Origin of the sequence: Nocardiopsis sp. NPDC058789 (assembly GCF_042745575.1) — a bacterium.
GTDB classification, from domain to species: Bacteria; Actinomycetota; Actinomycetes; order Streptosporangiales; family Streptosporangiaceae; genus Nocardiopsis; species Nocardiopsis eucommiae.
Map to the genome: position 1 here is coordinate 167,088 of NZ_JBHYOW010000002.1, position 21,683 is coordinate 188,770.

The following is a 21,683-nucleotide window of genomic DNA, read 5'->3' on the forward strand; positions in this document are numbered from 1 at the left end:
CGCCCGGACCAGGAGGACCACATGCGCTCACTGACCCTCACGGCCGTGGCCACGGCGGCGGCCGGGCTCCTGCTCACCGGCTGCGGAGCCCTCGGCGGTGACGACGCGGCGGACCCGGAGGCCGCCCCCGAGAAGTCCATGGACGAGGCGATGCTCGACTACGCCGCCTGCATGCGCGACGCCGGTTTCGACATGCCCGACCCCGACCCGGACAGCGGCATGATCTCCCTCCCCACCATGGAGGAGCCCGACGAGGAGATGATGGCGGCCATGGAGGAGTGCGAGTCGCTCCTCCCCGTGGACGAGAACGCGCCCTCCGAGGAGGAGCAGTTCGAGATCGACCTCCGGATCGCCGAGTGCCTGCGGGAGAACGGCGTCGACGTCCCGGACCCCGAACCCGGAATGGGGCTCGGGATCCCGATCGAGCCCGACGACGACGAGCACATGGCGGCGGTCAGCACCTGCACCGGTGCCGAAGAGGGCGGCGGCGTCGAACTCGAATCCGTCGAGGGCGACTCGTGAGCACGGACACCGACCTCCTTCCCGAGGAGGAGACCCGTGACGAGGAGCCGCCTCGGCCCCGTCGGGGGAAGGGGTTCGTGTGGCTGGCGGCGGCGCTCCTGAGCCTCGCGGTCCTGTGCGCGGGAGCGGCGGTGACGGTCTGGGGCTGGCCCCAGGGAGCCAAGGAGGAAGAGACCACCGCCCCCGGCGCCACCGCCTCGGTCGAACGCACCACCCTCCTGCGGGAGGAACGGTTGGACGGCGTCCTCGGGTACGCGGGCGGCGGCTCGTTCTTCGCGCGCTCCGACGGCGTGCTCACCTGGCTCCCCGAGGAGGGCGCCGAACGCTCCGCCGGGCAGCGGGTCTGGGAGGTCGACGGCCGCCCCGTGGTCCTGCTGCGGGGCGACACACCCGCCTACCGGACCCTGGAGCCGGGCTCCAAGGGGCCGGACGTGCGCCAGTTCGAGCAGGCGCTCTCCGAGCTCGGGTACGGCGGCTTCACCGTGGACGACGAGTACACCTGGCTCACCGCCGAGGCGGTGAAGCGCTGGCAGCGGGACACCGACGGCATGGAGGTCACGGGCACGGTCGAGCCGCACCAGATCTGGTACACCTCCGGCCCCGTCCGGGTGACCGGACACGAGGCCGCGGTGGGCGAGAACGTGGGCCCCGCGACGCCGCTGGTCACCACCGCGTCCACCCGACGCGTGGTCCGGGTGGACCTGAAGGTGGGCGACCGCGACCTCGTGGACGAGGGCGACGAGGTCACCGTGGAGATGCCGGACGGCCAGACGGTCACCGGAGAGGTGGAGTCCGTGGGCGACGTGGCCCAGGTGGAGGAGGACGAGCCCGGCGGTGGCGGCGGGGGTTCGCCCACTGTGGAGGTGCTGGTCTCCCTGGACGCGGACGCCGAGGGGGCCGAGGGCTTCCTGGACCAGGCGCCGGTCAAGGTCCTCGCGCAGGGCGAGTCGCGTGAGGACGTGCTCGCCGCTCCCGTGGGGGCGCTGATCGCCCTCTCCGGCGGCGGCTACGGGCTGTCCGTGGTGGACGGCGACGGAACGGTGCGGGACGTGCCGGTGGAGACCGGCTGGTTCTCCGACGGGCTGGTGGAGGTGACCGGTGACGGCGTCGACGCCGGTACCGAGGTGGTGGTCCCCGAATGACCGCCGTGGAGTTCACCGGGGTGAGCCGCCACTATCCGGGCGGGGTACGCGCGCTGGACGGGGTGGACCTGCGCGTGGAGCGCGGGGAGATGCTCGCGATCGTCGGCCCCTCGGGGTCGGGGAAGTCCACGCTGCTCAACCTGCTCGGCACCCTGGACGCCCCGACCTCCGGGAGCGTGCGCGTGTTCGGTTACGACGTCGGGGAGCTCGGTGACGACCAGCTCGCCGCGCTCCGGGCGCGGACGATCGGGTTCGTCTTCCAGCAGTTCCACCTGGCGCCCAACGTGTACGCCGTGGACAACGTGGCCGACGGGCTGCTGTACGCCGGTGTGCCCGCCCGGACCCGGGTATGGCGGGCCCGTAGGGCCCTGGAACGGGTCGGGCTGGCGGACCGGGCCCACCACCGTCCGCACGAGCTCTCCGGCGGGCAGAAGCAGAGGGTGGCGATCGCGCGGGCCGTGGTGGGTTCTCCACCGCTGCTGCTGGCCGACGAACCCACCGGGGCACTGGACACCGCCTCGGGTGAGGCCGTGATGCGGGTGCTCCGGGAGCTGAACGAGGACGGGGTGACCGTCGTGGTCATCACCCACGACCGGGAGCTGGCAGACTCCCTGCCCCGCCGGGTGGAGGTGCGCGACGGCCGCGTGGTCGCGGACTCCGGTGCCTCGCGAGAGTCGGGAGACCCACGGGGGGCAGGTGAGCTCCACGGGGCGGGTGACGCACGCGAGCCGGGGGGCCCACGGGCTCCGGGTGGCCCAGAGGCCTCAGGTGGTTTGCGGGGATCGGGCGCCTCGGACGAGCCGGGGGACCCACGCGAGACAGGTGACGCACGGACCCCGACTGGCCCACGGGGCTCGCAGGGCTCTCCGACGCCGGGCGCCGCCCCGGGCTCGAAAGGCACCCGGAACCGGGCGGAGGCGGGTCGGTGAGGGGGCTCCCGCGCTGGTGGCGCGACCGCCGGTCACCGCTCCGCCCCGCCCGGCTCTCCCTGGTGGACCGCCTGCGGACCGGGTCGAGCGGGCTGCGCGCCCGGCCCACCCGCGTGGTGCTCTCCGCTCTGGGCATCGCCATCGGGATCGCGGCGATGGTCGCGGTGGTGGGGGTCTCCTCCTCCGGCCAGGCCGAACTCGACCAGCGGATCGCCCGGCTCGGCACCAACCTGCTGTCCGTCACTCCGGGCGAGAACCTCTTCGGTGAGGCCGCCAAGCTCCCCGAGGAGGCGCGGGGGCGGATCGACCGGATGCCGGAGGTGGAGCACACCTCCCAGGTGGAGCAGGTGAGCGGCGCCAACGTCTACCGGAGCGACCTCGTCCCGAGCGCCGAGTCCGGCGGGATCGCCGCCTACGGCGTCGACCTCGACCTGCTGGAGGCCGTCCGGGCCGAGATGGCCGAGGGCACGTGGCTGAACGGGGCCACCTCCGACCACCCGGCGGTCGTGCTCGGCGCGTCGGCGGCCGGTCGCCTGGGGGTCGACCGGATCACCCCGGACACGCTGGTGCTCATCGGAGACACCTACTTCTCCGTGGTCGGCGTGCTGGAGCGATCGGAGCTGGCACCGGAGCTGGACAACGCGGCACTGGTCGGCCAGAGGGTCGCGGAGGAGGTGCTCGGCGCCAAGGGCGAGGCCTCCACGGTGTACGTGCGGATCGACCCCGAGCACGTGGAGCGGGTCCGGGACGAGGTGGGCCGCAACGCCAACCCGGAGAAGCCGAACGAGGTCAGGGTGTCCCGCCCGTCGGACGCGTTGGAGGCCCAGCAGGCCGCCGACCAGACCTTCCAGGGGCTGCTGCTCGGTCTGGGCGGGGTGGCCCTGCTGGTGGGCGGGGTGGGAGTGGCCAACACGATGGTCATCTCCGTCCTGGAGCGCCGGGGCGAGATCGGTCTGCGCCGCGCCCTGGGCGCCACCCGCCGCGACATCAGGGGGCAGTTCCTGGTGGAGGCGATGGCCCTGTCCGCGCTGGGCGGGGTGTTCGGGGTGCTGCTGGGTTCCCTCGCCACGGCGGGGTACGCGCTGCTGCGCGGCTGGCCGGTCTCCCTGCCCTGGTGGGCTGGGGCGGGCGCGGTGGTCGCGACGGTGGCCATCGGCGCGGTCGCCGGGATCGTTCCCGCGCTGCGTGCCGCCGCCCAGCACCCCACGGAGGCCCTCGGTACCGCCTGACGGGCGCGGCTTACGGCCACCGCCTGAGCCCACTCACGGCGTGGACGGAACGGCGGACCACGGTCCGCCCCCGGCTCCGTGGATCACGGCCGCCCCGGCCCGGGGCGGATGACCACCCAGTGCCGGACAGCCACGGCGGCCCGTGGTCCGCCCGGCCCGTGGAGCACGGCGGCCCGGCCCCGGTTCCCCGGGACCGGGCCGCCGCCGGATCCGCACCGCCCCAGAGTCACCCCTGCGGGTCGGCCTCCGGAACCGGAACCCTCCACACCAGCACCGTGCCGCCGTCCTCGCCCCGCCCCGCGCTGAAGCCGCCGCCCAGGGCCTGGGCCCGCTGGTCCAGGTTGCGCAGCCCGCTGCGGCGGCCCCCCTCGGGGAGTCCCACCCCGTTGTCGGTCACGGTCAGGACCAGGGTGGTGGGGCGACCGGTGGACGACTGCTCCTCCACCGTCACCGAGACGTGCACCTCCGTGGCGCGGGCGTGCCGGGCGACGTTGGTCAGTCCCTCCCCGAGGACCGCCAGCAGCTGCTCGCCCACCTCGTCGGGGACGGACGCGTCGATCGGTCCGTCCAGACTCACCCCGGGGTGGCAGCCCAGGCTGTGCGCCGTGTTCTCCGCCAACCGCAGGATCTGCCCCCGCAGCGACGTGTCCCGTCGGCTGGGCGGGTGCTGGAGGTCGAAGACGGTCGACCGGATCTCCCGGATCGTGCCGTCCAGCTCGTCGATGGTGCGCTGGACCCGCTCCCCGGCCTCCGTCGAGCTGATCAGCCGGACCGTGCTCATGAGGGTCATCGCGGACGCGAACAACCGCTGGATCACCACGTCGTGCAGGTCCTTGGCGATCCGGTCCCGCTCCTCCAGGACCACGATCCGCTCGCTGTCCCGCCGTGCCTCGGCCAGCTCCAGCGCCACCCCCGCCTGCACGGAGAAGGAGTGCAGCATGCGCCTGATGTTGGAGTCGAACGGCGCCCTGTCGGAGAGCTTGCCGAGCAGCAGGACCCCGCGGGTGTTGCCGGGGGTCCCCAGCGGCACCAGCAGCCCGGGGCCGTAGCCGCGGTGGGTGAGCATCGGGCAGTTGGCCTGGCGCAGGTCGGGGATGGCCTCGGCCTCACCCGTCTCGTACACCCAGCCGCAGGAGGAGTCCTGGATCTCCACCGGGGTCCCCAGGATCTCCTGCGCGATCGGACCGTCCGCGAACTCCGCGAACAGGTGCCCGCGCGCGTGCGGATCCGGCAGCATCACCACGGCGGTGTCCGCACGGGCGATCTCCCTGGCCTGGGCCGCCATGTAGGCCAGCACCTCGTCGGTGTCGGCCCCCGACAGCAGCCGGGTGGTGATCTCCGTGGAGGCGGCCAGCCACCGCTCGCGCAGCCGGGTCTCCTCGTACAGGCGGGCGTTCTCGATGGCCACACCGGCGGCGGTGGCCAGCGCGGTCACGATCGTCTCGTCCTCCTCGTCGAACTCCCCGCCGTTCTCCTTCTCGGTCAGGTACAGGTTGCCGAACACCTCGCCGCGCACCTGGATCGGCACCCCGAGGAAGCTCGACATCCTCGGGTGGCCCTCCGGGAACCCACCGAAGTCCGGGTGGTCGCGCAGGTCGGAGAGGCGGAGCGTGGCCTGCTCGAACGAGGGCGTGCCGAGCACGCCCTTGCCGTGCGGGAACCGGCCGATCCGCTCGGCCTGTTCCTGGGTGAACCCGACCGGGATGAACTCGGTGAAACCGCCGTCCTCACCGATCACGCCCAGCCCGGCGAACCTGGCCTCGGCCAGGTGCGCGGCGGCCTCGGTGAGCCGCCGCAGTACGGTCGCCAGGTCCAGATCGCCACCGATGTCCAGGACCGCCTGGAGCAGAGAGTGCATCCTCCCCTGAGCGGAGAGCCCCGGGTTCATCTGGGAGTGCACATCCGCGAGGAGCTCGTCCAGGGACTTCGGGGACCACCGGTGGCTCTGGGGGATCTTGGTCATGTGTGGTTCAACCTCCGCAGAGCCGTTGAGGGGTTGAGGGCTAATACCTGAATTGTCGTTGGTTTTTTCCCGGTTTGCCACATCTTGCTGCTAGGAAGCTTGTTCGAGGGGCCGGGAATTCCCCCGCAATCGAGGACAGCGGCCCGGCAATTCATGCTAACGTCACGTTCAGTTGGCGCAGGAAGGCACTCTGTGACCTCGTGTCGACTGCCCCCGCACCCCTGTTCTCCGGGGGCCCCCACACGAACACCACGAGCCTCCGTCACCCGGTGCCCCACCGGAGCGGACCGGCTCACTCGGCGGAAGGAAGCCCCCGGTGTCTGGATACCACGGTACGGTCGGCGCCATCGGCGTCCGCCTCGCCGTGTGCCCGGAACCGATCCGACGGGCCCTGACGCTCGCCGGTCTGGTCACCGGGGTCCTGTTCACCGTGTGGCTCGTCTCCGCGGCCCCGGCGCACTCCTCGGAGTTGCCCGGTGCCGAGAACCCGCTCACCGCGGGCGTGGTGGGAGGCACCGGACTGGTGACGGGAACCGAGACGCTCGGCGGTTCGCTCAGCGGCGCGGTCACCACCGTGGGGGAGCGCGCCACCCAGCACGCCACACAGGCGGTCGACGGCGCCTCGGAGACCGCGCGTGCGGTCGAGGCCGAGGCCTCCGAACCCGTCCAGCAGGTCCGGGACGCGGTCCGGGAGACCTCCCTCCCGCGCCCCGACCACCTGACCGACCTCGTCGCCCCGGAGACCGCGCGGGTCACCGAACCCGTGCGGGTCCCCGAGGACGAGGACCCCTCGGCCGACGACCGTCAGGACGACCGCGAGACCGGTGTCCAGGCCCCGGACGAGCGGCGCGCGGTGGCCGAGAGGCCCGCCGCCGACGCCCTGGTCGCGGCCCAGGAACGCGGTTCCGTCGAACACCGGGCCGGGGACGCCACCGAGCGCGACCGGTCCACCGACACCGCCCCCCGCTCCGCCGAGGCGCTCACCACCATCGCGGGCGGCACCGCCCCCGCGTCCGGTGGCACCGCCTTCGCGCCCGCCGTCGCCGGGTTCCTGCCCGTCACCGGCGCCCCGGCGCCCGCCCCCGGCCTGTTCGAGGCCGCCCGGCACGTCCTGCGCTCGGTTCCCGCCGAGTCCGCCGACGAGCCGACCTTCTCTCCGGACTAGCGGACCACCGGACCGCGTCCCGCGCCCGTACGCCCTGAGCGTCCCGCGCCGCACGCGACCAGCCCGGCACGGCTTCTCCAGCCACACCCTTCCCAGCGGCACCAGCACTCGGTGACCTTCTGGGGGTTGACGTGAACCCCGCACCTCGAACGCGAGGTTCACGTCAGCCGGTGGTCCGCCAGACCGACCGACTGAATCCGGATCGAACCCGCTCGCCCGCACCAGGGACGCAGGGGCTCACCGACCGGAGAGCTCGCCAGTACCACCCTCAGGACCGACGCCCCTGGCCAGGGAGACGGTCCGACGCGACGGGGCACGACACCCGCTCCGTCGCGCCCCCTCGAACAGAACACACGCTCACTCCGGAAGGACTCACATGTTCCACACCGCCCGTACCTCTGCTCGGACCCTGCTGGTGGCCGCCGGCACCGCCGGATTCGTCGCCCTCGGCGTCGGAGTCGCCGGAGCCGACACGCTCGGCGGTGCCACGGACGCCCTCCCCCTGGGCGACCTGGGAAACCAGGTTCCCGGCGCCCTCACCGAGGGGATCGCCACGCCCCTCGGTGACCTGGTGAAGGTCCAGCCCGGCGAGATCTCCGCCCAGCCCGACGTCCAGCACCAGAACAACCCCGTCGGGACGGTCGTCGGCGACACCGTCAGCACCGACACCCCGGTCACGGCCGGTCAGGACAACGCGGGCAACGTCGGTCCGCTGGACCTCGGCAAGGCCACGGAGACCCTGCCGCTGAGCGAGGCCGGCGGCGCGGTCGACCCGATCTCCATGCTGCTCGGCGGGACCGGCCTGCTCGACGGCCTCGGGGGCGGGAGCCTGCCGGTGTCGATGAGCGCGCCCAGCGCCGCCGTCGTCGAGGACACCGTCACGGAGCTCGGCACCCGGGCGCAGGAGGGCCTGCACCAGCCCGGCCTCGATGTGGTCGGCCTGGACTCCCCCGTCCAGCAGCTGGGCGAGACCGTCCCGATGAGCGAGCCGGTCGGCTTGGACGCGGGTGAGAACGCCGACCTCACCGGCGGCCTGACCACCCTGCTGCCGAAGGACGTCCGGGAGACCCTGCCGATGTCCGCCCCCTCGGAGCTCCAGGTGGTGGGCGCCACCGAGCAGGCCGTCACCGACACCGTGGGCGACGTCCGCGGCGCGGTCGACGGCCTGGGGATCGAGGAGACCCTGCCGATGTCCGGCGTCGAGGGCCTCGAACTCGTGGACCCGGCCCTCGACGGCGGCCTCCACGGGGCCTCGGGCCTGGGTGAGAAGGTCGGCGCCATGGAGGCCGGCGACGTCGCCGACGTGGCCGGTGGAGCGATCGGCACCGGTGGCCTGGTCGACGTCCAGGGCCTGCCGGAGCTGGGCGAGCCCGAGGTCGCCCCGCTGCCCCTCGCCTCGGAGCTGCCCACCAACGAGCTCCCCACGGGCGAGCTGCCGACCGGTGACCTGACCTCCCAGCTGCCGCTCGGACTGTAGGCCCACGAACGTGCGCCCGTCGGTCGTGGCGGGCGCACCACGCCTCGGGCGGTGAGCGGAACCACTTCCGTTGACGGTGGTGCCAGTGGGGACTGTGGGGGTTTCCCGGCACGTACCAGCGGAAAGTCAGAGTTCCCGCCGCCCGGGGCACCTGCCCTGCCAGGGGCACGAAGGGCCCCCGTCGCTGTTCCGCGACGGGGGCCCTCCGCGTGCCCGGGTCGGTTCCGATGGAACAGCCGGATCCCACAGGGGCGTGAAGGGGCCCCGTCGCTGTTCGCGACGGGGGCCCTCCGCGTGTGCGGGCCGGGTCCCGTGGAACAGCGGGACTCCGTTGTCTGGCTGGAGCGGTCAGGCGAGGGACGCGTCGGTCCCGCACGTGTGGTCTGCGATGGCGGCTCGACGGTCCGGGGCACAGAGAAGGGCCTCCGTCGCTGTGCGCGGACGGAGGCCCTCTCCCGTGAACGGATCCCTGGCGCGTGGCTACCAGCCGTCGTCCTCGCCGGTGCCGAAGCCGAGCCCGTCCTGACACGGGTTGGACGTGGCGTCGCGCCCCTCGCCCGGACGCGCGGACGGCTCGGGCGACGAGGCGTCGCTCTCGGCCCCGCCCGCGTTGCCCTCCGGGCTGGGATCGACCGGTGTGGGCTCGTCCATGGGCGACTCCTGCGGCGCGGGCGCGTCGTCGGCCAGCAGCGCGGGCAGCGGGCGGTCCTCACGCACGGCGGCGAACAGCTCGTCGGCCTCCTCCTCGTGCCACATGACCCGGTTGGGGTCGTAGGGCGCCTGGTACCAGGGAACGGTGTGGAACGCGATGTCGGACAGGTCCACGTCGGCCATGGTGACCGCGATGGAGAGCATTCGGTCCAGTGACAGCTCGCGGTCGGTGGCGCTGTGCTGGGCGACCGCCTGGAGGATGCCGTTGAGCTTGGACGGGCTGCTGAGCACGTCGCTGCTGGTCACCTGGTCCGCGAGCGCGGCCAGGAACATCTGCTGCCGGTCGATGCGCCCCATGTCGCCACCGTCACCGATGTCGTAGCGGGCGCGGACGAAGGACAGTGCCTGGTCGCCGTCCAGGGTCTGGTCACCGGCGTCGAGGCTGAGCTTCGACCTGCGGTCCTCCATGGGCTCGGGGATGCACATGTCCACCCCGCCGATGGCGTTCACGACGTCGCGGAAGCTCGCGAAGCTCAGGTGGACGAAGTGGTCGACCCGGATGTCGGTGAGGGTCTCGATCGTCCTCACCACGCAGGGCGGTCCACCGTGGTACATCGCTGCGTTGATCATGCCGAAGTAGCCGTAGGTGCCCTCGGTCTGCCCGTACGCGTCGCACTGGGGCAGCTGCACCAGCGAGTCGCGCGGGAAGCTGACCACCGAGACGCGGTTGTCGGGCGAGATGTGCGCGAGCATCAGGGAGTCCGAGCGCTCGCCCTCGAACTCGGTCGAGTAGGCGGGGCTGTCCTCCTCGTAGCCGTCCGACCCGATGAAGAGGATGTTGACGGCGTCGCTGATCTTGTCCGGCCGCTCCTCGTCTCCGAGCAGGGCCTCGATGTCGTGCTGCACCATGCCGGAGCGCAGGGAGTGGTAGTAGGCGTAGGCGGTGCCCACCCCGAGCACCAGGAGCAGGGCCAGGGACGCGGACGTCCACATGACGGTCCTGCGCAGGCGGCCGCGCTTGCGCTTGTTCCCCTTGACCGGAGCGGCGGCTGCCGTGGCACCGTCCTCGGAACCGTCCGGTCCCGGGGCGTCCCCGTCCTTGGCGTCCGATCCGGCGTCGGTGACCGGGGCGTCCTTGGCCCCTGCCTCCGGGGTGCCCGGCACGGGAGCGGCGGCGCTGGCGGCGTCATCCCCGTCCTGGTCCCCGTCCTTCCCGGCGGCGGCGCCGGCCTCCGGCTCCGAGCGGTCCTCGTCCCCGGTGTCCGGCGCGGGCGAGGCGGCGCTGACGGCGTCGCCCCCGTCCGCCTCTCCGTCCTTCTCCCGGTCCGCCGCCTGCGCACCCTGGACCGAGTCCTCCTCGGAGGGCTCGTCGGGGTCGGCCTCGGCGCCGTCCTCCGCTCCGGACCCGGTGGCGACCGGTGCGTCGACGTCGATGACGACGGTCTCCGGAGCCTCGTCGGAGTCGGCTGAGGGCTCGTTCTCGGCCGGAGCCTCCCCGGTGGGAGTCTCGGGCTCGGTGGGCTCGTCGGCGGCTCCGGAGCCGGTGGGCTCGTCGGCCGCGGAGCCGTTCTCGTGTGGCTCGTCCCGTTTCACGTCCAGCCCTTCCACATCCGACTCGGCGGAGTCCGCCGCAGTCCCCTTGGTGCCCTCAACCTGGGAAGAGGGCTCGGAGTTCTCGTCTGGTGTCAGGTCCGCGCCGGAGTCGGCGGGGTTCTCGTCAGCGGGCATCGTGACAATCTCGGTGGGTTCGGACGGCTGGGCGTGCCAACGGCCGGACACCGACCCTGGAGGGTCACGGGCCCGAGTCCGGGGAGGGCGGGGGTCGCGCGGGGGAAACACGCGGGCTGACCGGAATCCTGACCGAAAAGTCGCCGAGAGAGAGTCCCGAGGCTGGGGGGAAAGCCGGGACGCCAGCGGACAGGGATCGCCAAGTACACCGGAACCTGCGCGTGGCAGTGATCCTAGGTGAATATCTCGCTGAGTGCGTGCTCGGGTTGTCCATGCGCGCGGTTCCTGACCACAATTGCGCCGGGCAATTCCTTCGCCGGGCGGCAGTCGTATGCGGCTTTCGTGTCTGACTGTCTCATCTGTTCCCCCGTGAGCCGTGTTCGACGCGCCGGTGAAACGCGGATTATTGGTGGTGAGGCACCATTTGGGCTGGATCTCCCACCCTGTAGGGGTTTGGGAGTCTTCGCCGCCCGGGGGAGGTGAGCTGTCCGAAACGGCGGGATCAGTCGTCCCAGAAACCGCTCTCCTTCTCCTTCTTCTCCGGCTCCTCGGCGGTGGCGGTCGTGGTGCGGCCCTTGCCACTCGGCTTGGCGGCGGTCTTCGCGCTCTTGGTGGTTCTGCGGGCGGTACTTCCGGAACCACCGGCCGCCTTGGCGGTACCGGTGTGGCGCGGACGGGCGGTGACCTGGCTCTTCTCGATGGGAGCGCTGGGCTTGGGCGTCTCACCGGAGTGGATGCTCAGGGCCTCCTCCTCCACGCTGAGCATCTTGCGCATCAGGGCGGGCACCTCGGGCAGTCGGTCCGCGCGCAGGTGGGCGCCGAGCACCTCCAGAGCGTGGTCGCACAGGACCCGCTTGGCGGAGGCGGCGCCGACCCCGCTCAGCTGCTGGACCTCGGGCAGGTCGTGTTCGCGCAGCAGACGGACGACCTCGCTGAGCCGCTCGCGGGCCTTGCGGTCGGTCATCGACATGACCGTGAGTTCGGCCTCGCGCAGGAAGTCGGTGCCGTCGCCGTCGCCGTCGCGTTCCGCGATGAAGGCGCTGGTGAGGTTGCGGGCCGAGGTGCGTGTGCCGGTGCGCAGTTCGGCGCGGCGGATCTGCCGGGAGTGCAGCGCGGTCACGACCACGCTGGTGACGAGGCTGATACCGGCGCCGATCACGACGAGCACGGCGGGGTTGTCGAGCAGCATGTGTACGGGAGACCTTTCCGGGCGGTGGTCCGCACGGGACATGGCCACGGTGTTGACGGGGGCGGCGGGGTGCGGGGGTGGCGGAGGGTGTTCGAGTGCCAGCCGGTACTCGGGTGCGTGACTATTCGGCAGTTCGGTACTCGTTGTCAAGTGTCATGACGGATCGGGCGCTCGCTGGCGCGGCGCCTTCGCAGGTCAGGGCAGATGGGGGCAGGATCGACAGTTCGTCCTCCCTACCGCTTGCCCGACCCCGATCCAGGTAAACATCCGCTGTCCACAGCCTGTGGACGACGGGGCTAGCCCGCGAGGAGTTCGTTCACGGCCTCCGGCGACAGGATCTCCTCACTGACCATCGCCGCGCAGCCGCGTACTCCAGCGTCGTCCCACAGCGTGCTCGCCACGATCCTCAGCTGGCGGGTGGCCAGGGCGGTGCACTGCTGGAACACCACCTCCCGCACCCCCGCCACCAGGTGGTCGTAGGCCTCCGAGAGGTCCCCGCCGAGCACGATCAGCTCCGGGTTGAGCAGGTTGACCGCGCCCGCCAGGGTCTCGCCCAGCCGCCGCCCGGCCTCGCGCACCAGTGTGACCGCCACCGGGTCGCCCTCCGCCGCCAACGCGACCAGCTCCTGGAGTCCGGCCACCTCACGGCCCCGCTCGGCCGCCTCGACCAGGAGCCTGCGCCCGCCCGCCACCGCCTCCAGGCAGTCGGTGTTGCCGCAGCGGCACGGCAGGCCGCCGCCGTCGCGCACGGGGACGTGGCCGATCTCCCCGGCCGCGCCCAGGGCGCCGCGCAGCAGGCGCCCGCCGGAGACCAGCCCGGCGCCGATCCCGGTGGAGACCTTCACGAAGACCATGTCGTCGGTGTGGCCGTGCCCGCCAGCGATGTGCTCACCGAGCGCCATGACGTTCACGTCGTTGTCCACCGTCACCGGGACGGGGAAGCGCTCGGCGACCAGCGGGCCCAGGGCCACGCCCGCCCACTTGCCGAGGAAGGGGCGGTCCTCGGCCCGTCCCGCGTGGAACTCCACGGTTCCGGGCAGCCCGATGCCCACCCCGCGCACCTCCTCAGGGGAGCGGCCCAGCCCGGCGATCTGCTCCGACCAGGTGTCCAGGAGCCAGGGCACGGTGGCGTCCGGCCCCAGCTCCATGCGGGGCGAACCGGGGGCGCGTACGAGCACCCGACCGTCGAGGTCGCACACGGCGGCCTGGCTGCGGGCCATGCCGAGGGCCGCGGTGAGGATCAGCCCGCTGGCGGCGTTGAACTCCAGGAGCGTGGGCGGGCGGCCCCCGCTGGAGGCGGCGCGGGTCCCCTCGGTGACCAGTCCGCCGTCCATCAGTTCGGTGACCCGCAGGGCCACGGAGGGCCGGGAGAGCCCCGTCGCCCGGGCGATCTCGGAACGGCTGGTGGCGCTGCCGGTGCGGATCATCTCCAGGATGTGGCCGCTGGTGGCGGTGGAGGACAAGCGTCCGGGGGTTCTGGCCATGCCTGTCATTCAACCATTCACTCGACGGTGTGGCTTGAAGTTCGTGCACTTATGTAAATTAATGTTAGGAAGTGTGCTTGGATTTTTACCATAGTGGGATTAGGGTCGAAACCGGACCGCGGACCCCGGACAGCACCCCTCGCCCCCGCGCCGCAGTCTCCTCCCCCCACCCCCGCCCCACCCCTCGCACGTCCCCCTCCCGCAGGAGCCCCACGAATGCCGCAGCAGCCCGCGCCCAGCCCCACCGACCTGGTGGTCTTCGGCGGAACCGGTGACCTGTCGATGCGTAAACTCCTCCCCTCCCTCTACCTCCTCGACCGCGACGGCCACCTGGGCGGGGACACCCGGGTCGTCGCGGTCTCGCGGGACGGGCTCACCGACGCCGACCTGCGCGACAAGGCCTCCTCCGCCGTCCGGGGCCACAGCGCCGTCCAGGTCGTCGAGCCCGACGTCCTGCGGCGCTTCCTCGGCCGCATCTCCCACGTGACCGTCGACGTCGGCGGGGACCCCTCCGGCTGGACCGACCTCGCCGCCGCCCTCACCCCCGGCCGCGACCGCGTCTTCTACCTCGCCGTGCCGCCGATGATCTCCGGGGCCATCTGCCGGGGGCTCCGGGACGCGGGCCTGGTCACCCCCGAGTCCCGCGTCGTCATGGAGAAGCCGCTCGGCTGCGACCTCGCCTCGGCCCAGGCGGTCAACGACGAGGTGGGAGCGGTCTTCGAGGAGTCCCGCACCTACCGGATCGACCACTACCTGGGGAAGGAGACGGTGCAGAACCTGCTCGTCCTGCGGTTCGCCAACGTCTTCCTCGAACCCCTGTGGAACGCCCGGTGGATCGACCACGTGCAGATCACCGCCGCCGAGACCGTGGGCGTGGGCGGGCGGCGCGGCTACTACGACTCCTCCGGCGCCATGCGCGACATGGTGCAGAACCACCTGCTCCAGCTGCTCTGCCTCACCGCCATGGAGCCCCCGGCCAGCTACGACCGCGACGCCGTCCGGGACGAGAAGCTCAAGGTCCTCCAGTCCCTGAGACCGATCACGGGCGACCGGGTCTCCGAGCACACCGTGCGCGGCCAGTACACGCGGGGGACCGTCCAGGGCGAGGAGGTCCTCGGCTACCTGGACGAGGCGGGCGGCCCGGCGACCAGCGACACCGAGACCTTCGTGGCCCTGCGCGCCGAGGTCGCCAACTGGCGGTGGGCGGGCGTCCCCTTCTACCTGCGCACGGGCAAACGCATGGAGCGCGCCCGCTCGGAGATCGTGATCCGCTTCCGCGACGTCCCGCACACGATCTTCCCCGGGGCCACCGCCTCGGGAGCGGGCAGCCTCGTCATCCGCCTCCAGCCGGACGAGGGCATACACCTGACCATGCTGGCCAAGACGCCCGGCGCCGGTGCGCTGCGGCTGCGGCCGGTCCCGCTGGAGCTCAGCTTCGCCGACACCTTCGCCACCCGCTCTCCCGAGGCCTACGAGCGGCTGCTGACGGACGTGTTGGCCGGGGACTCCACCCTCTTCATGCGCCGCGACGAGGTCGAGGCCGCGTGGCGGTGGGTGGACCCCGTCATCGAGGCCTGGAACGGCCTCGGCTCACCCCCCGAGACCTACCCCGCCGGAAGCTCCGGTCCCGCAGGAGCGCAGCGGCTCATCGGCCGTTCCGGCAACACGTGGCACGAAGAGGAGCAGGCATGACCGCGCACAACCCCGGCACCGCGACCCCCGGCACCGGGACGCCCGCCGCCGTCCACCCGGTGATCGACGAGGTCACCCGGCGACTGACCGAGCGCAGCGCCCCGACCCGCTCCGCCTACCTGGCCCGTGTCCGCGAGGCGGTCGGTCAGGGCCCGGCCCGCACCTCCCTGGGCTGCGCCAACCTCGCGCACGGCTTCGCGGCCTGCGGGGTCGGTGACAAGCTCTCCCTGGCCGGGGACGTCACCCCCAACCTGGCGATCGTCTCCGCCTACAACGACATGCTCTCCGCCCACCAGCCGCTGGAGACCTACCCGGCCGTCATCAAGAAGGCGGTCGCGGAGGCGGGCGGCGTCGCCCAGTTCGCGGGCGGGGTGCCCGCCATGTGCGACGGCATCACCCAGGGCCGGGCGGGGATGGAACTGTCCCTGTTCAGCCGGGACGTCATCGCGATGTCCGCCGCCGTCGCGCTCTCCCACGACATGTTCGACGGCGCCCTCATGCTCGGCGTGTGCGACAAGATCGTGCCCGGCCTGCTCATCGGCGCCCTCTCCTTCGGGCACCTCCCGGTGGCGTTCGTCCCCGCCGGCCCCATGCACTCCGGTCTGCCCAACAAGGAGAAGGCCCGGGTCCGCCAGAAGTTCGCCGAGGGCAGGGTCGGCCGCACGGAGCTGCTCCAAGCCGAGTCCGCCGCCTACCACTCACCGGGCACCTGCACCTTCTACGGCACCGCCAACTCCAACCAGATGCTCATGGAGGTCATGGGCCTGCACCTGCCCGGGGCCAGCTTCGAGCAGCCCGGTACCCCGCTGCGCGAGGCCCTGACCGCCGAGTCCGGACGCCGTGTGCTGGGACTGACGGCCCTGACCGAGCACCACACCCCGGTCGGTGAGCAGATCGACGAGAAGGCCGTCGTCAACGCGGTGGTCGCGCTGCTGGCCACCGGCGGCTCCAGCAACCACACGCTGCACCTGGTCGCCATCGCCCGCGCGGCCGGGATCCAGCTGACCTGGGACGACTTCGCCGCGCTCTCCGAGGCCGTGCCGCTGCTCACCCGCATGTACCCCAACGGCGCCGCCGACGTGAACCGCTTCCACGAGGTGGGTGGCATGGCCTTCCTCATCGGTACCCTGCTGGACGCCGGGCTCCTGCACGAGGACGTCCGCACCCTCGCCGGACCGGGCCTGGACCACTACCGGCGGGTGCCCGAACTGACCGAGGGCGGCGAGCTGACCTGGGTGGACGGACCCACTGAGAGCGCGGACACGACCGTGCTGCGACCGGCCGACGACCCCTTCGCCCCCGACGGCGGACTGCGGATGCTGGAGGGCAACCTCGGCCGCGCCGTGATCAAGGTGTCCGCCGTGGCGTCCGAGCGGCACGTCGTGGAGGCCCCCGCGCGGGTCTTCGCGGACCAGGCCGAACTCCAGACGGCCTTCGCCGCCGGTGAGCTCACCGGGGACTTCGTCGCGGTGGTCCGCTTCCAGGGGCCGCGCGCCAACGGCATGCCGGAACTGCACAAGCTGACCCCGCCGCTGGCCGTCCTCCAGGACCGGGGGCAGAAGGTCGCGCTGGTCACCGACGGGCGCATGTCCGGGGCCTCGGGCAAGGTGCCCGCCGCCATCCACGTCTCGCCCGAGGCGGAGGCGGGCGGCCCGCTGGCCAGGGTCCGGGACGGCGACACCATCCGGTTGGACGCGGTCCGGGGCACACTGGAGGTCCTGGCCGACCTCGACGGGCGCGAGGACGCCCGGCCCACGGTGGACTCCTCCGCCGGGACCGGACGCGAACTGTTCGCCGCCCTGCGCGGGGCGGTCGGCCCGGCCGAGACCGGTGCCGGGGTCTTCGGCCACTGAGCCCGGACGGGCCCCGGGTCCGCCGCCCACTCTCACCATCGGTACCCACTGACCACTTGGAGACAGCCATGACGACGATCCCCCGCTCAGGTGCGGACGTGCTCGACCTCGCACCGGTGATGCCCGTGGTGGTGGTCGAGGACGCGGACCAGGCTGTGCCGCTCGCGCGCGCCCTGGTGGCGGGCGGCCTGCCCGGCATCGAGGTCACCCTCAGGACCCCGGCGGCCCTGGACGCCATCGAGCGCGTCGCCCAGGAGGTGCCGGAGGCCGTGGTGGGCGCCGGGACCGTCGTCAACGGCGAGCAGGCCCGCGCCGCCGCCCAGGCGGGCGCGCGCTTCCTCGTCAGCCCCGGGTGCACCCCGGCCCTCGCCCGGGAGATGGCCGACACCGGACTGCCCGCCCTGCCGGGGGTGGCGACGGTGTCGGAGGCGATGGCCCTGCTGGAGCTCGGGCTGACCGAGCTCAAGTTCTTCCCGGCCGAGGCCTCCGGCGGGACGGCCTTCCTGAAGTCGCTCACCGGTCCGCTGCCGCAGGTCCGGTTCTGCCCCACCGGCGGCATCACCGCGCGGAGCGCCCAGGGCTACCTCGCGCTGCCGAACGTGGGCTGCGTGGGCGGGAGCTGGCTGACCCCCGCCGCGCTGGTCGGTGAGGGCCGCTGGGACGAGGTCACCGAGCTCGCGCGGGCGGCCGCGGCGCTGGAGCGCTGAGGCGGAGGCCCGGACGGCCGACCCCGGTGCGAACCCCGCTGTGCGAGGCCGCGCGGCTCGCGTGGCAGCGCACAGCGGGGGAGTGGCCGCTCAGGTGACGGCTCCGTCGCCACCGGCGCGGCCCCCACGCATCCCGACCTGGTCGGTACCGGAGCGGGCGTCGACCAGGACCTGCACGCCGTCCAGGACCCGCTCCAGGCCGAAGGTGAACTCGTGGTCCGCCGCGTAGAGCGCCCGGTGGGTGGTGCCGACCGACACGCCCACCCGGGCGGCGGTCGGGTGCTGGGACTCGTCGGCCAGTGCGGCCAGCAGGGGGTCGGCGGTCCGCCACCACTGCTGGTCGTCCATGCCCGAGTCCCGCGTCAGCCACTCGGAGTTGACGGTCTGCCGCGCCGTGCTCTCCACGTAGCCGTTGACCAGGCTGACCGTGGAGTCCATCTCGACGTCGCTCAGCCCCAGACCGTCCACGGCGGAGAGCTCGTGGTCGTACTTGGCGATGAGGTTCGGGCCGAGCAGGCGCGTGGTGACGGTCTGGAGCATCCACGGGTGGCGGATGTAGAGGTCGCGGTTGGCGTGCGCGATCCGGTGCAGGCGCTCCCGCCAGGTGCCGGACCGGTCGCCGGTGTCCAGGTCGGCGTAGGCCGCGTCCACCATGAGGTCGATGAGCTCGCCCTTGCCGGGGACGTAGGTGTACAGGGACATCGTGCCCACGTCCAGAGCCTCCGCGACCCGGCGCATGGACAGCGCGTCGAGCCCCTCGGCGTCGGCCAGTTCGGTGGCGGCGACCACGATCCGGTCGACGCTCAGCCCCGGTTTCCCCCTGCGGCGGCTCGCGGGTTCCTGGGTGCGCCACAGCAGGGCCAGGCTGCGCGCGGGATCGCCACTCTTGCTGTTCTGCGGGGACATCGGTCCGTCCTGGTACTGGGTCCGTAGGGCGTACGGGTCAGTGTACGTCCGTGGAACCCCGCCCCCGCGCGCCGGAGGGGACGCGGGGGCGGGGGCGGAGTCAGCCGCCCAGGGAGCGGTACCGGTGCACGGACAGCGGCGCGAACACCGGGACCAGCACCAGCGGCCAGACCACCGCCATCAGCAGCGGGTTCTGCGCGATCCAGGACTCCCCGGCCACGGTCGGGTTGCCGAACAGCTGGCGCGCGGCGGCCACCGTGGACGACATCGGGTTCCAGTCCGCGACCGTGCCCAGCCACACCGGCATGGTCGCGGTGGCCACGAACGCGTTGGACAGGAAGCCGATCGGGAACTCCAGGGTCTGGATGACGGCGATCCCGCCCTGACCGCGCATCACCAGGCCGACGTGGATCCCCACCCACACCAGGGCGAACCGCAGCAGGAGCAGCAGCCCGAACCCGGCGAGGGCGGCGCCCGTGCTCCCGTGCCACTGCCAGCCCACGAGTGCTCCGAACCCGACCAGCACGGTCAGGGTGATCGTGGACCTGAGCATGTCCGCGAGGCAGCGTCCGACCACGACGGCGGACGCGGCCATGGGCATCGACCGGAACCGGTCGGTGATCCCCCGGGTGGCGTCGGTGGTCACGGCGGTGACGGTCTCCCCGAGGCCGAACACCATGACCATCGCGAACATGCCGGGCATGAGGTGTTCGGTGTGGTCACCACCGCCGGGCACGGACATGGCGCCGCCGAGCAGGTACACGAACATCAGCACCATGAGGACGGGGAAGAGCAGCCCGAAGAGCAGCTCCCACGGCTGGCGCCACCAGTGGAGGACGTCGCGTCGCGCCACCGTCCATCCGTCAACGGCAGCCCATCCCAGGCGTGACAGGGGGCCGAGAGGTGTCGCTTCGACGTGCGGGGCGGGGGTGCGCGCGGTGTCGTTCATCGCTGGACCTCCGTGGTGGTGTCCCGCTGTGCGGGGGCGGTCAGGTGCAGGAAGACCTCGTCGAGGCTCGGGGCGCGCAGGACCACGTCGGCCACGGCCACGCCGCCCTCGTCCAGGGCGCGCACGGCCCTGGTCAGGGAGGCCGCGCGATCGTCCACCTCGGTGCTGAGCCGCCGCTCCTCCGGGCTGGTGGTCACGGTGTGCCCGGTGGCCCGTTCCACCAGGGCGGCGGCCTCGGCCAGGACGCCCTCGTCGCGCACGACCACGTCGATCCGGTCGCCGCCGATCCTCGCCTTCAGTTCGGTGGGTGTGCCCTCCGCGATCACGCGGCCGGTGTCGATCACCGAGATCCGGTCCGCGAGCCGGTCGGCCTCCTCCAGGTACTGGGTGGTCAGCAGGACGGTGGTGCCGGTGCCGACCAGGTCACGCACGGCGGACCAGACCTCGTCCCGGCCGCGCGGGTCGAGGCCGACGGTGGGTTCGTCGAGGAACATCACCGGAGGGCTCAGGACCATCCCGGCGGCCAGGTCGAGCCTGCGGCGCATCCCGCCCGAGTAGGTGCCGACCGGGCGCCTCCCGGTGTCGGACAGGCCGAAGCGCTCCAGGAGCTCGTCGGCCCGGCGGGTGGCGGCGCGCGCGCCCAGGTGGTGGAGGCGGCCGAAGAGCTCCAGGTTCTGACGGCCGCTGAGGATCTCGTCCACGGCGGCGTTCTGGCCGACCAGACCGATCCGTCGCCGGACCTGGGCGCCCTGGGTGGCCACGTCGTGTCCGGCGACCTCGGCGGTGCCCTCGTGCACGCGGATCAGGGTGGTGAGCACCCGGACGGCCGTGGACTTACCGGCTCCGTTCGGTCCGAGGAGTCCGTGGACGCTGCCCCGCTCGACCTCCAGGTCGAACCCGCGCAGGGCCCACGCGGTCCCGAACCTGCGGCCGATCCCCCGCGCGCTGACGGCGGGACGTGCTGTGGAAGCCATGGGTTCCCTTCTCTCCGTACGCCGTACAGTACGGCGTACGGAGAGGGAACGCCCGGCCGGGACCGATTAATTCCTTATGGCCTAAGGTTTTCTTGGGGGCATGCGTCCTCCCAGGTGGATGCGGTGTTCCTGGGTCCTGGCGGGGGCCAGGCTCGTGTGGCACGTTCGTGAACGGGGTCGCCCGGGAGGCGGAGCGGGCCCGACGGGCCGGGGAAGGAGGCGCCCGCCTGGTGGGGGCGGGTGTCAGGCCCGGTCGGTGCTCTCGGGTGTGCTACGCGGTGAACTCCTCCGCGTGCTCGGCGGCCCACTGGGCCAGGGTGCGGCCTGGCCGGCCGGTGACACGGAGGACGGTGTCCTGGACCTGCCCACCGACCTCCGGGGGGTTGGCCGCGAGGTCCAGGGCGAAGGCCACGTACTCCTCGTCGTGTCCCTCGGCGCGCAGGCGCCGGGCGGTCTCGTCCGGGCCGAGGCGGACCAGCGCGACCTCCCTGCCGATCGCGGTGGAGAGCCGCTCGGCCTGCTCGGCGGGGGTCAGGGCCTCCGGACCGCTGATCGGGTACGACCGTCCGCCGTGGCCGTCCTCGGTGAGGGCGCTGACCGCCACCGAGGCGATGTCGGCCTCGTGCACCATGGCGCTCGGCTGGTCGCGGGACACCCGCATCAGGCCCTCGCTGCGGATCTCCTCGGCGTGCGAGAGCAGGTTGGACATGAACTCGACCGGGTCGAGGAAGGTCCAGGCGAGCGCGCTCGCGCGCAGGGCCTCCTGGACGCCGCCCTCGTGGAAGTCGGACAGCACCGTCACCCGGCGCACGCCCGCGTCCACGGCCAGTTCGACCAGGCGCGGCCCGGTCTCCAGCGGCGCGTAGTCGTCTCCGCCGAAGGTGATGAGGTGCAGGCCCTCGACCCCCGTGAGGTGCGGCATGAGGGAGTCGGGGTCGGTGAGGTCCCCCCGGACCGCCTCGGCGCCCTCGGTCACGCGGGCGCGTTCGGGGTCGCGGGTGAGCGCGCGCACGGGGTGTCCGGCGGCGACGAGCTGCCGGACGATCTCGCGGCCGACGGTGCCGGTGGCTCCGGCGATGAGAAAGGTCAAGGCGCATCCTTCCGTAGTGCGTACAGTACAGCG

General features: G+C 72.8%; 16 protein-coding genes and 1 pseudogene. 9 read left to right on the plus strand and 8 right to left on the minus strand.

The window, feature by feature from the left end:
* Positions 1 to 21: 21 nt before the first annotated feature.
* The 4 genes and pseudogenes from ACFW3L_RS02950 (at position 22) to ACFW3L_RS02965 (ending at position 3,822) form a co-directional block, all read left to right on the plus strand.
* Complete coding sequence (locus ACFW3L_RS02950) at positions 22 to 522, plus strand: hypothetical protein (RefSeq protein ID WP_378735687.1); 501 nt, start codon at positions 22 to 24, stop codon at positions 520 to 522.
* Entirely contained in the window at positions 519 to 1,664 is a 1,146-nt protein-coding gene (locus ACFW3L_RS02955) for a peptidoglycan-binding protein (RefSeq protein WP_378735689.1), read from the plus strand. Before ACFW3L_RS02950 ends, ACFW3L_RS02955 begins: the two co-directional genes overlap by 4 nt.
* A pseudogene (locus ACFW3L_RS02960) lies at positions 1,661 to 2,326 on the plus strand (ABC transporter ATP-binding protein); the annotation flags it as partial. The gene ACFW3L_RS02955 and the pseudogene ACFW3L_RS02960, both read left to right, overlap by 4 nt.
* Positions 2,327 to 2,589: 263 nt before the next feature.
* A complete protein-coding gene (locus tag ACFW3L_RS02965) occupies positions 2,590 to 3,822 on the plus strand; it encodes an ABC transporter permease (RefSeq protein ID WP_378735691.1) in 1,233 nt (410 codons plus the stop codon).
* A gap of 226 nt (positions 3,823 to 4,048) precedes the next feature.
* Here the strand turns inward: ACFW3L_RS02965 and ACFW3L_RS02970 are convergent, their stop codons facing one another.
* Positions 4,049 to 5,785, minus strand: a complete 1,737-nt coding sequence (locus ACFW3L_RS02970; protein ID WP_378735693.1) for a GAF domain-containing protein — start codon at positions 5,783 to 5,785, stop codon at positions 4,049 to 4,051.
* 316 nt (positions 5,786 to 6,101) lie between these two features.
* Between ACFW3L_RS02970 and ACFW3L_RS02975 the strand changes: the two genes are divergently transcribed.
* Entirely contained in the window at positions 6,102 to 6,950 is an 849-nt protein-coding gene (locus tag ACFW3L_RS02975; protein ID WP_378735695.1) for a hypothetical protein, read from the plus strand.
* Positions 6,951 to 7,326: 376 nt separating this feature from the next.
* The gene (locus ACFW3L_RS02980; RefSeq protein WP_378735697.1) at positions 7,327 to 8,427 is read left to right on the plus strand and encodes a hypothetical protein; all 1,101 of its coding nucleotides are present in this window, start codon (positions 7,327 to 7,329) and stop codon (positions 8,425 to 8,427) included.
* A 480-nt stretch (positions 8,428 to 8,907) separates the two neighbouring features.
* Here the strand turns inward: ACFW3L_RS02980 and ACFW3L_RS02985 are convergent, their stop codons facing one another.
* From ACFW3L_RS02985 to ACFW3L_RS02995, 3 genes are all read right to left on the minus strand, one after another.
* Positions 8,908 to 10,806: an LCP family protein gene (locus tag ACFW3L_RS02985; protein WP_378735699.1), complete on the minus strand. Its 1,899-nt coding sequence runs from the start codon at positions 10,804 to 10,806 to the stop codon at positions 8,908 to 8,910.
* 502 nt (positions 10,807 to 11,308) lie between these two features.
* On the minus strand, positions 11,309 to 11,995 hold the full coding sequence (locus ACFW3L_RS02990; RefSeq protein WP_378735701.1) for a hypothetical protein: 687 nt from the start codon (positions 11,993 to 11,995) through the stop codon (positions 11,309 to 11,311).
* A gap of 296 nt (positions 11,996 to 12,291) precedes the next feature.
* Complete coding sequence (locus ACFW3L_RS02995; RefSeq protein WP_378735703.1) at positions 12,292 to 13,479, minus strand: ROK family transcriptional regulator; 1,188 nt, start codon at positions 13,477 to 13,479, stop codon at positions 12,292 to 12,294.
* Positions 13,480 to 13,695: 216 nt separating this feature from the next.
* Between ACFW3L_RS02995 and zwf the strand changes: the two genes are divergently transcribed.
* The 3 genes from zwf to eda all read left to right on the plus strand — a co-directional run bounded on the left by zwf (position 13,696) and on the right by eda (position 17,731).
* Positions 13,696 to 15,171: a glucose-6-phosphate dehydrogenase gene (gene zwf / locus ACFW3L_RS03000; protein WP_378735706.1), complete on the plus strand. Its 1,476-nt coding sequence runs from the start codon at positions 13,696 to 13,698 to the stop codon at positions 15,169 to 15,171.
* A complete protein-coding gene (edd, locus tag ACFW3L_RS03005; protein WP_378735708.1) occupies positions 15,168 to 17,024 on the plus strand; it encodes a phosphogluconate dehydratase in 1,857 nt (618 codons plus the stop codon). The genes zwf and edd overlap by 4 nt, the downstream gene beginning before the upstream one ends.
* Before the next feature lie 68 nt (positions 17,025 to 17,092).
* Positions 17,093 to 17,731, plus strand: coding sequence for a bifunctional 4-hydroxy-2-oxoglutarate aldolase/2-dehydro-3-deoxy-phosphogluconate aldolase (eda, locus tag ACFW3L_RS03010; protein ID WP_378735710.1), 639 nt, complete (start codon positions 17,093 to 17,095; stop codon positions 17,729 to 17,731).
* Positions 17,732 to 17,821: 90 nt separating this feature from the next.
* Here the strand turns inward: eda and ACFW3L_RS03015 are convergent, their stop codons facing one another.
* From ACFW3L_RS03015 to ACFW3L_RS03030, 4 genes are all read right to left on the minus strand, one after another.
* Positions 17,822 to 18,637 carry a TetR/AcrR family transcriptional regulator gene (locus tag ACFW3L_RS03015; protein WP_378735712.1) on the minus strand — a complete coding sequence of 272 codons (816 nt, stop codon included), beginning with the start codon at positions 18,635 to 18,637 and terminating at the stop codon, positions 17,822 to 17,824.
* A gap of 100 nt (positions 18,638 to 18,737) precedes the next feature.
* Positions 18,738 to 19,586, minus strand: coding sequence for an ABC transporter permease (locus ACFW3L_RS03020; protein WP_378735714.1), 849 nt, complete (start codon positions 19,584 to 19,586; stop codon positions 18,738 to 18,740).
* The gene (locus ACFW3L_RS03025) at positions 19,583 to 20,560 is read right to left on the minus strand and encodes an ATP-binding cassette domain-containing protein (protein ID WP_378735718.1); all 978 of its coding nucleotides are present in this window, start codon (positions 20,558 to 20,560) and stop codon (positions 19,583 to 19,585) included. Before ACFW3L_RS03025 ends, ACFW3L_RS03020 begins: the two co-directional genes overlap by 4 nt.
* Before the next feature lie 271 nt (positions 20,561 to 20,831).
* Positions 20,832 to 21,650, minus strand: coding sequence for an NAD(P)H-binding protein (locus ACFW3L_RS03030; protein ID WP_378735720.1), 819 nt, complete (start codon positions 21,648 to 21,650; stop codon positions 20,832 to 20,834).
* Between the last annotated feature and the right edge of the window lie 33 nt (positions 21,651 to 21,683).

What these genes read in the sequence shown, in the direction of transcription:
- ACFW3L_RS02970 (WP_378735693.1), bottom strand. Translation starts at nt 5,785, where the DNA reads ATGACCAAGATCCCCCAGAGCCACCGGTGGTCCCCGAAGTCCCTGGAC.
- ACFW3L_RS02950 (WP_378735687.1), top strand. Translation starts at nt 22, where the DNA reads ATGCGCTCACTGACCCTCACGGCCGTGGCCACGGCGGCGGCCGGGCTC.
- ACFW3L_RS03025 (WP_378735718.1), bottom strand. Translation starts at nt 20,560, where the DNA reads ATGGCTTCCACAGCACGTCCCGCCGTCAGCGCGCGGGGGATCGGCCGC.
- ACFW3L_RS02995 (WP_378735703.1), bottom strand. Translation starts at nt 13,479, where the DNA reads ATGGCCAGAACCCCCGGACGCTTGTCCTCCACCGCCACCAGCGGCCAC.
- ACFW3L_RS03020 (WP_378735714.1), bottom strand. Translation starts at nt 19,586, where the DNA reads ATGAACGACACCGCGCGCACCCCCGCCCCGCACGTCGAAGCGACACCT.
- zwf (WP_378735706.1), top strand. Translation starts at nt 13,696, where the DNA reads ATGCCGCAGCAGCCCGCGCCCAGCCCCACCGACCTGGTGGTCTTCGGC.
- ACFW3L_RS02990 (WP_378735701.1), bottom strand. Translation starts at nt 11,995, where the DNA reads ATGCTGCTCGACAACCCCGCCGTGCTCGTCGTGATCGGCGCCGGTATC.
- ACFW3L_RS02985 (WP_378735699.1), bottom strand. Translation starts at nt 10,806, where the DNA reads ATGCCCGCTGACGAGAACCCCGCCGACTCCGGCGCGGACCTGACACCA.
- ACFW3L_RS03015 (WP_378735712.1), bottom strand. Translation starts at nt 18,637, where the DNA reads ATGTCCCCGCAGAACAGCAAGAGTGGCGATCCCGCGCGCAGCCTGGCC.
- edd (WP_378735708.1), top strand. Translation starts at nt 15,168, where the DNA reads ATGACCGCGCACAACCCCGGCACCGCGACCCCCGGCACCGGGACGCCC.
- ACFW3L_RS02980 (WP_378735697.1), top strand. Translation starts at nt 7,327, where the DNA reads ATGTTCCACACCGCCCGTACCTCTGCTCGGACCCTGCTGGTGGCCGCC.
- eda (WP_378735710.1), top strand. Translation starts at nt 17,093, where the DNA reads ATGACGACGATCCCCCGCTCAGGTGCGGACGTGCTCGACCTCGCACCG.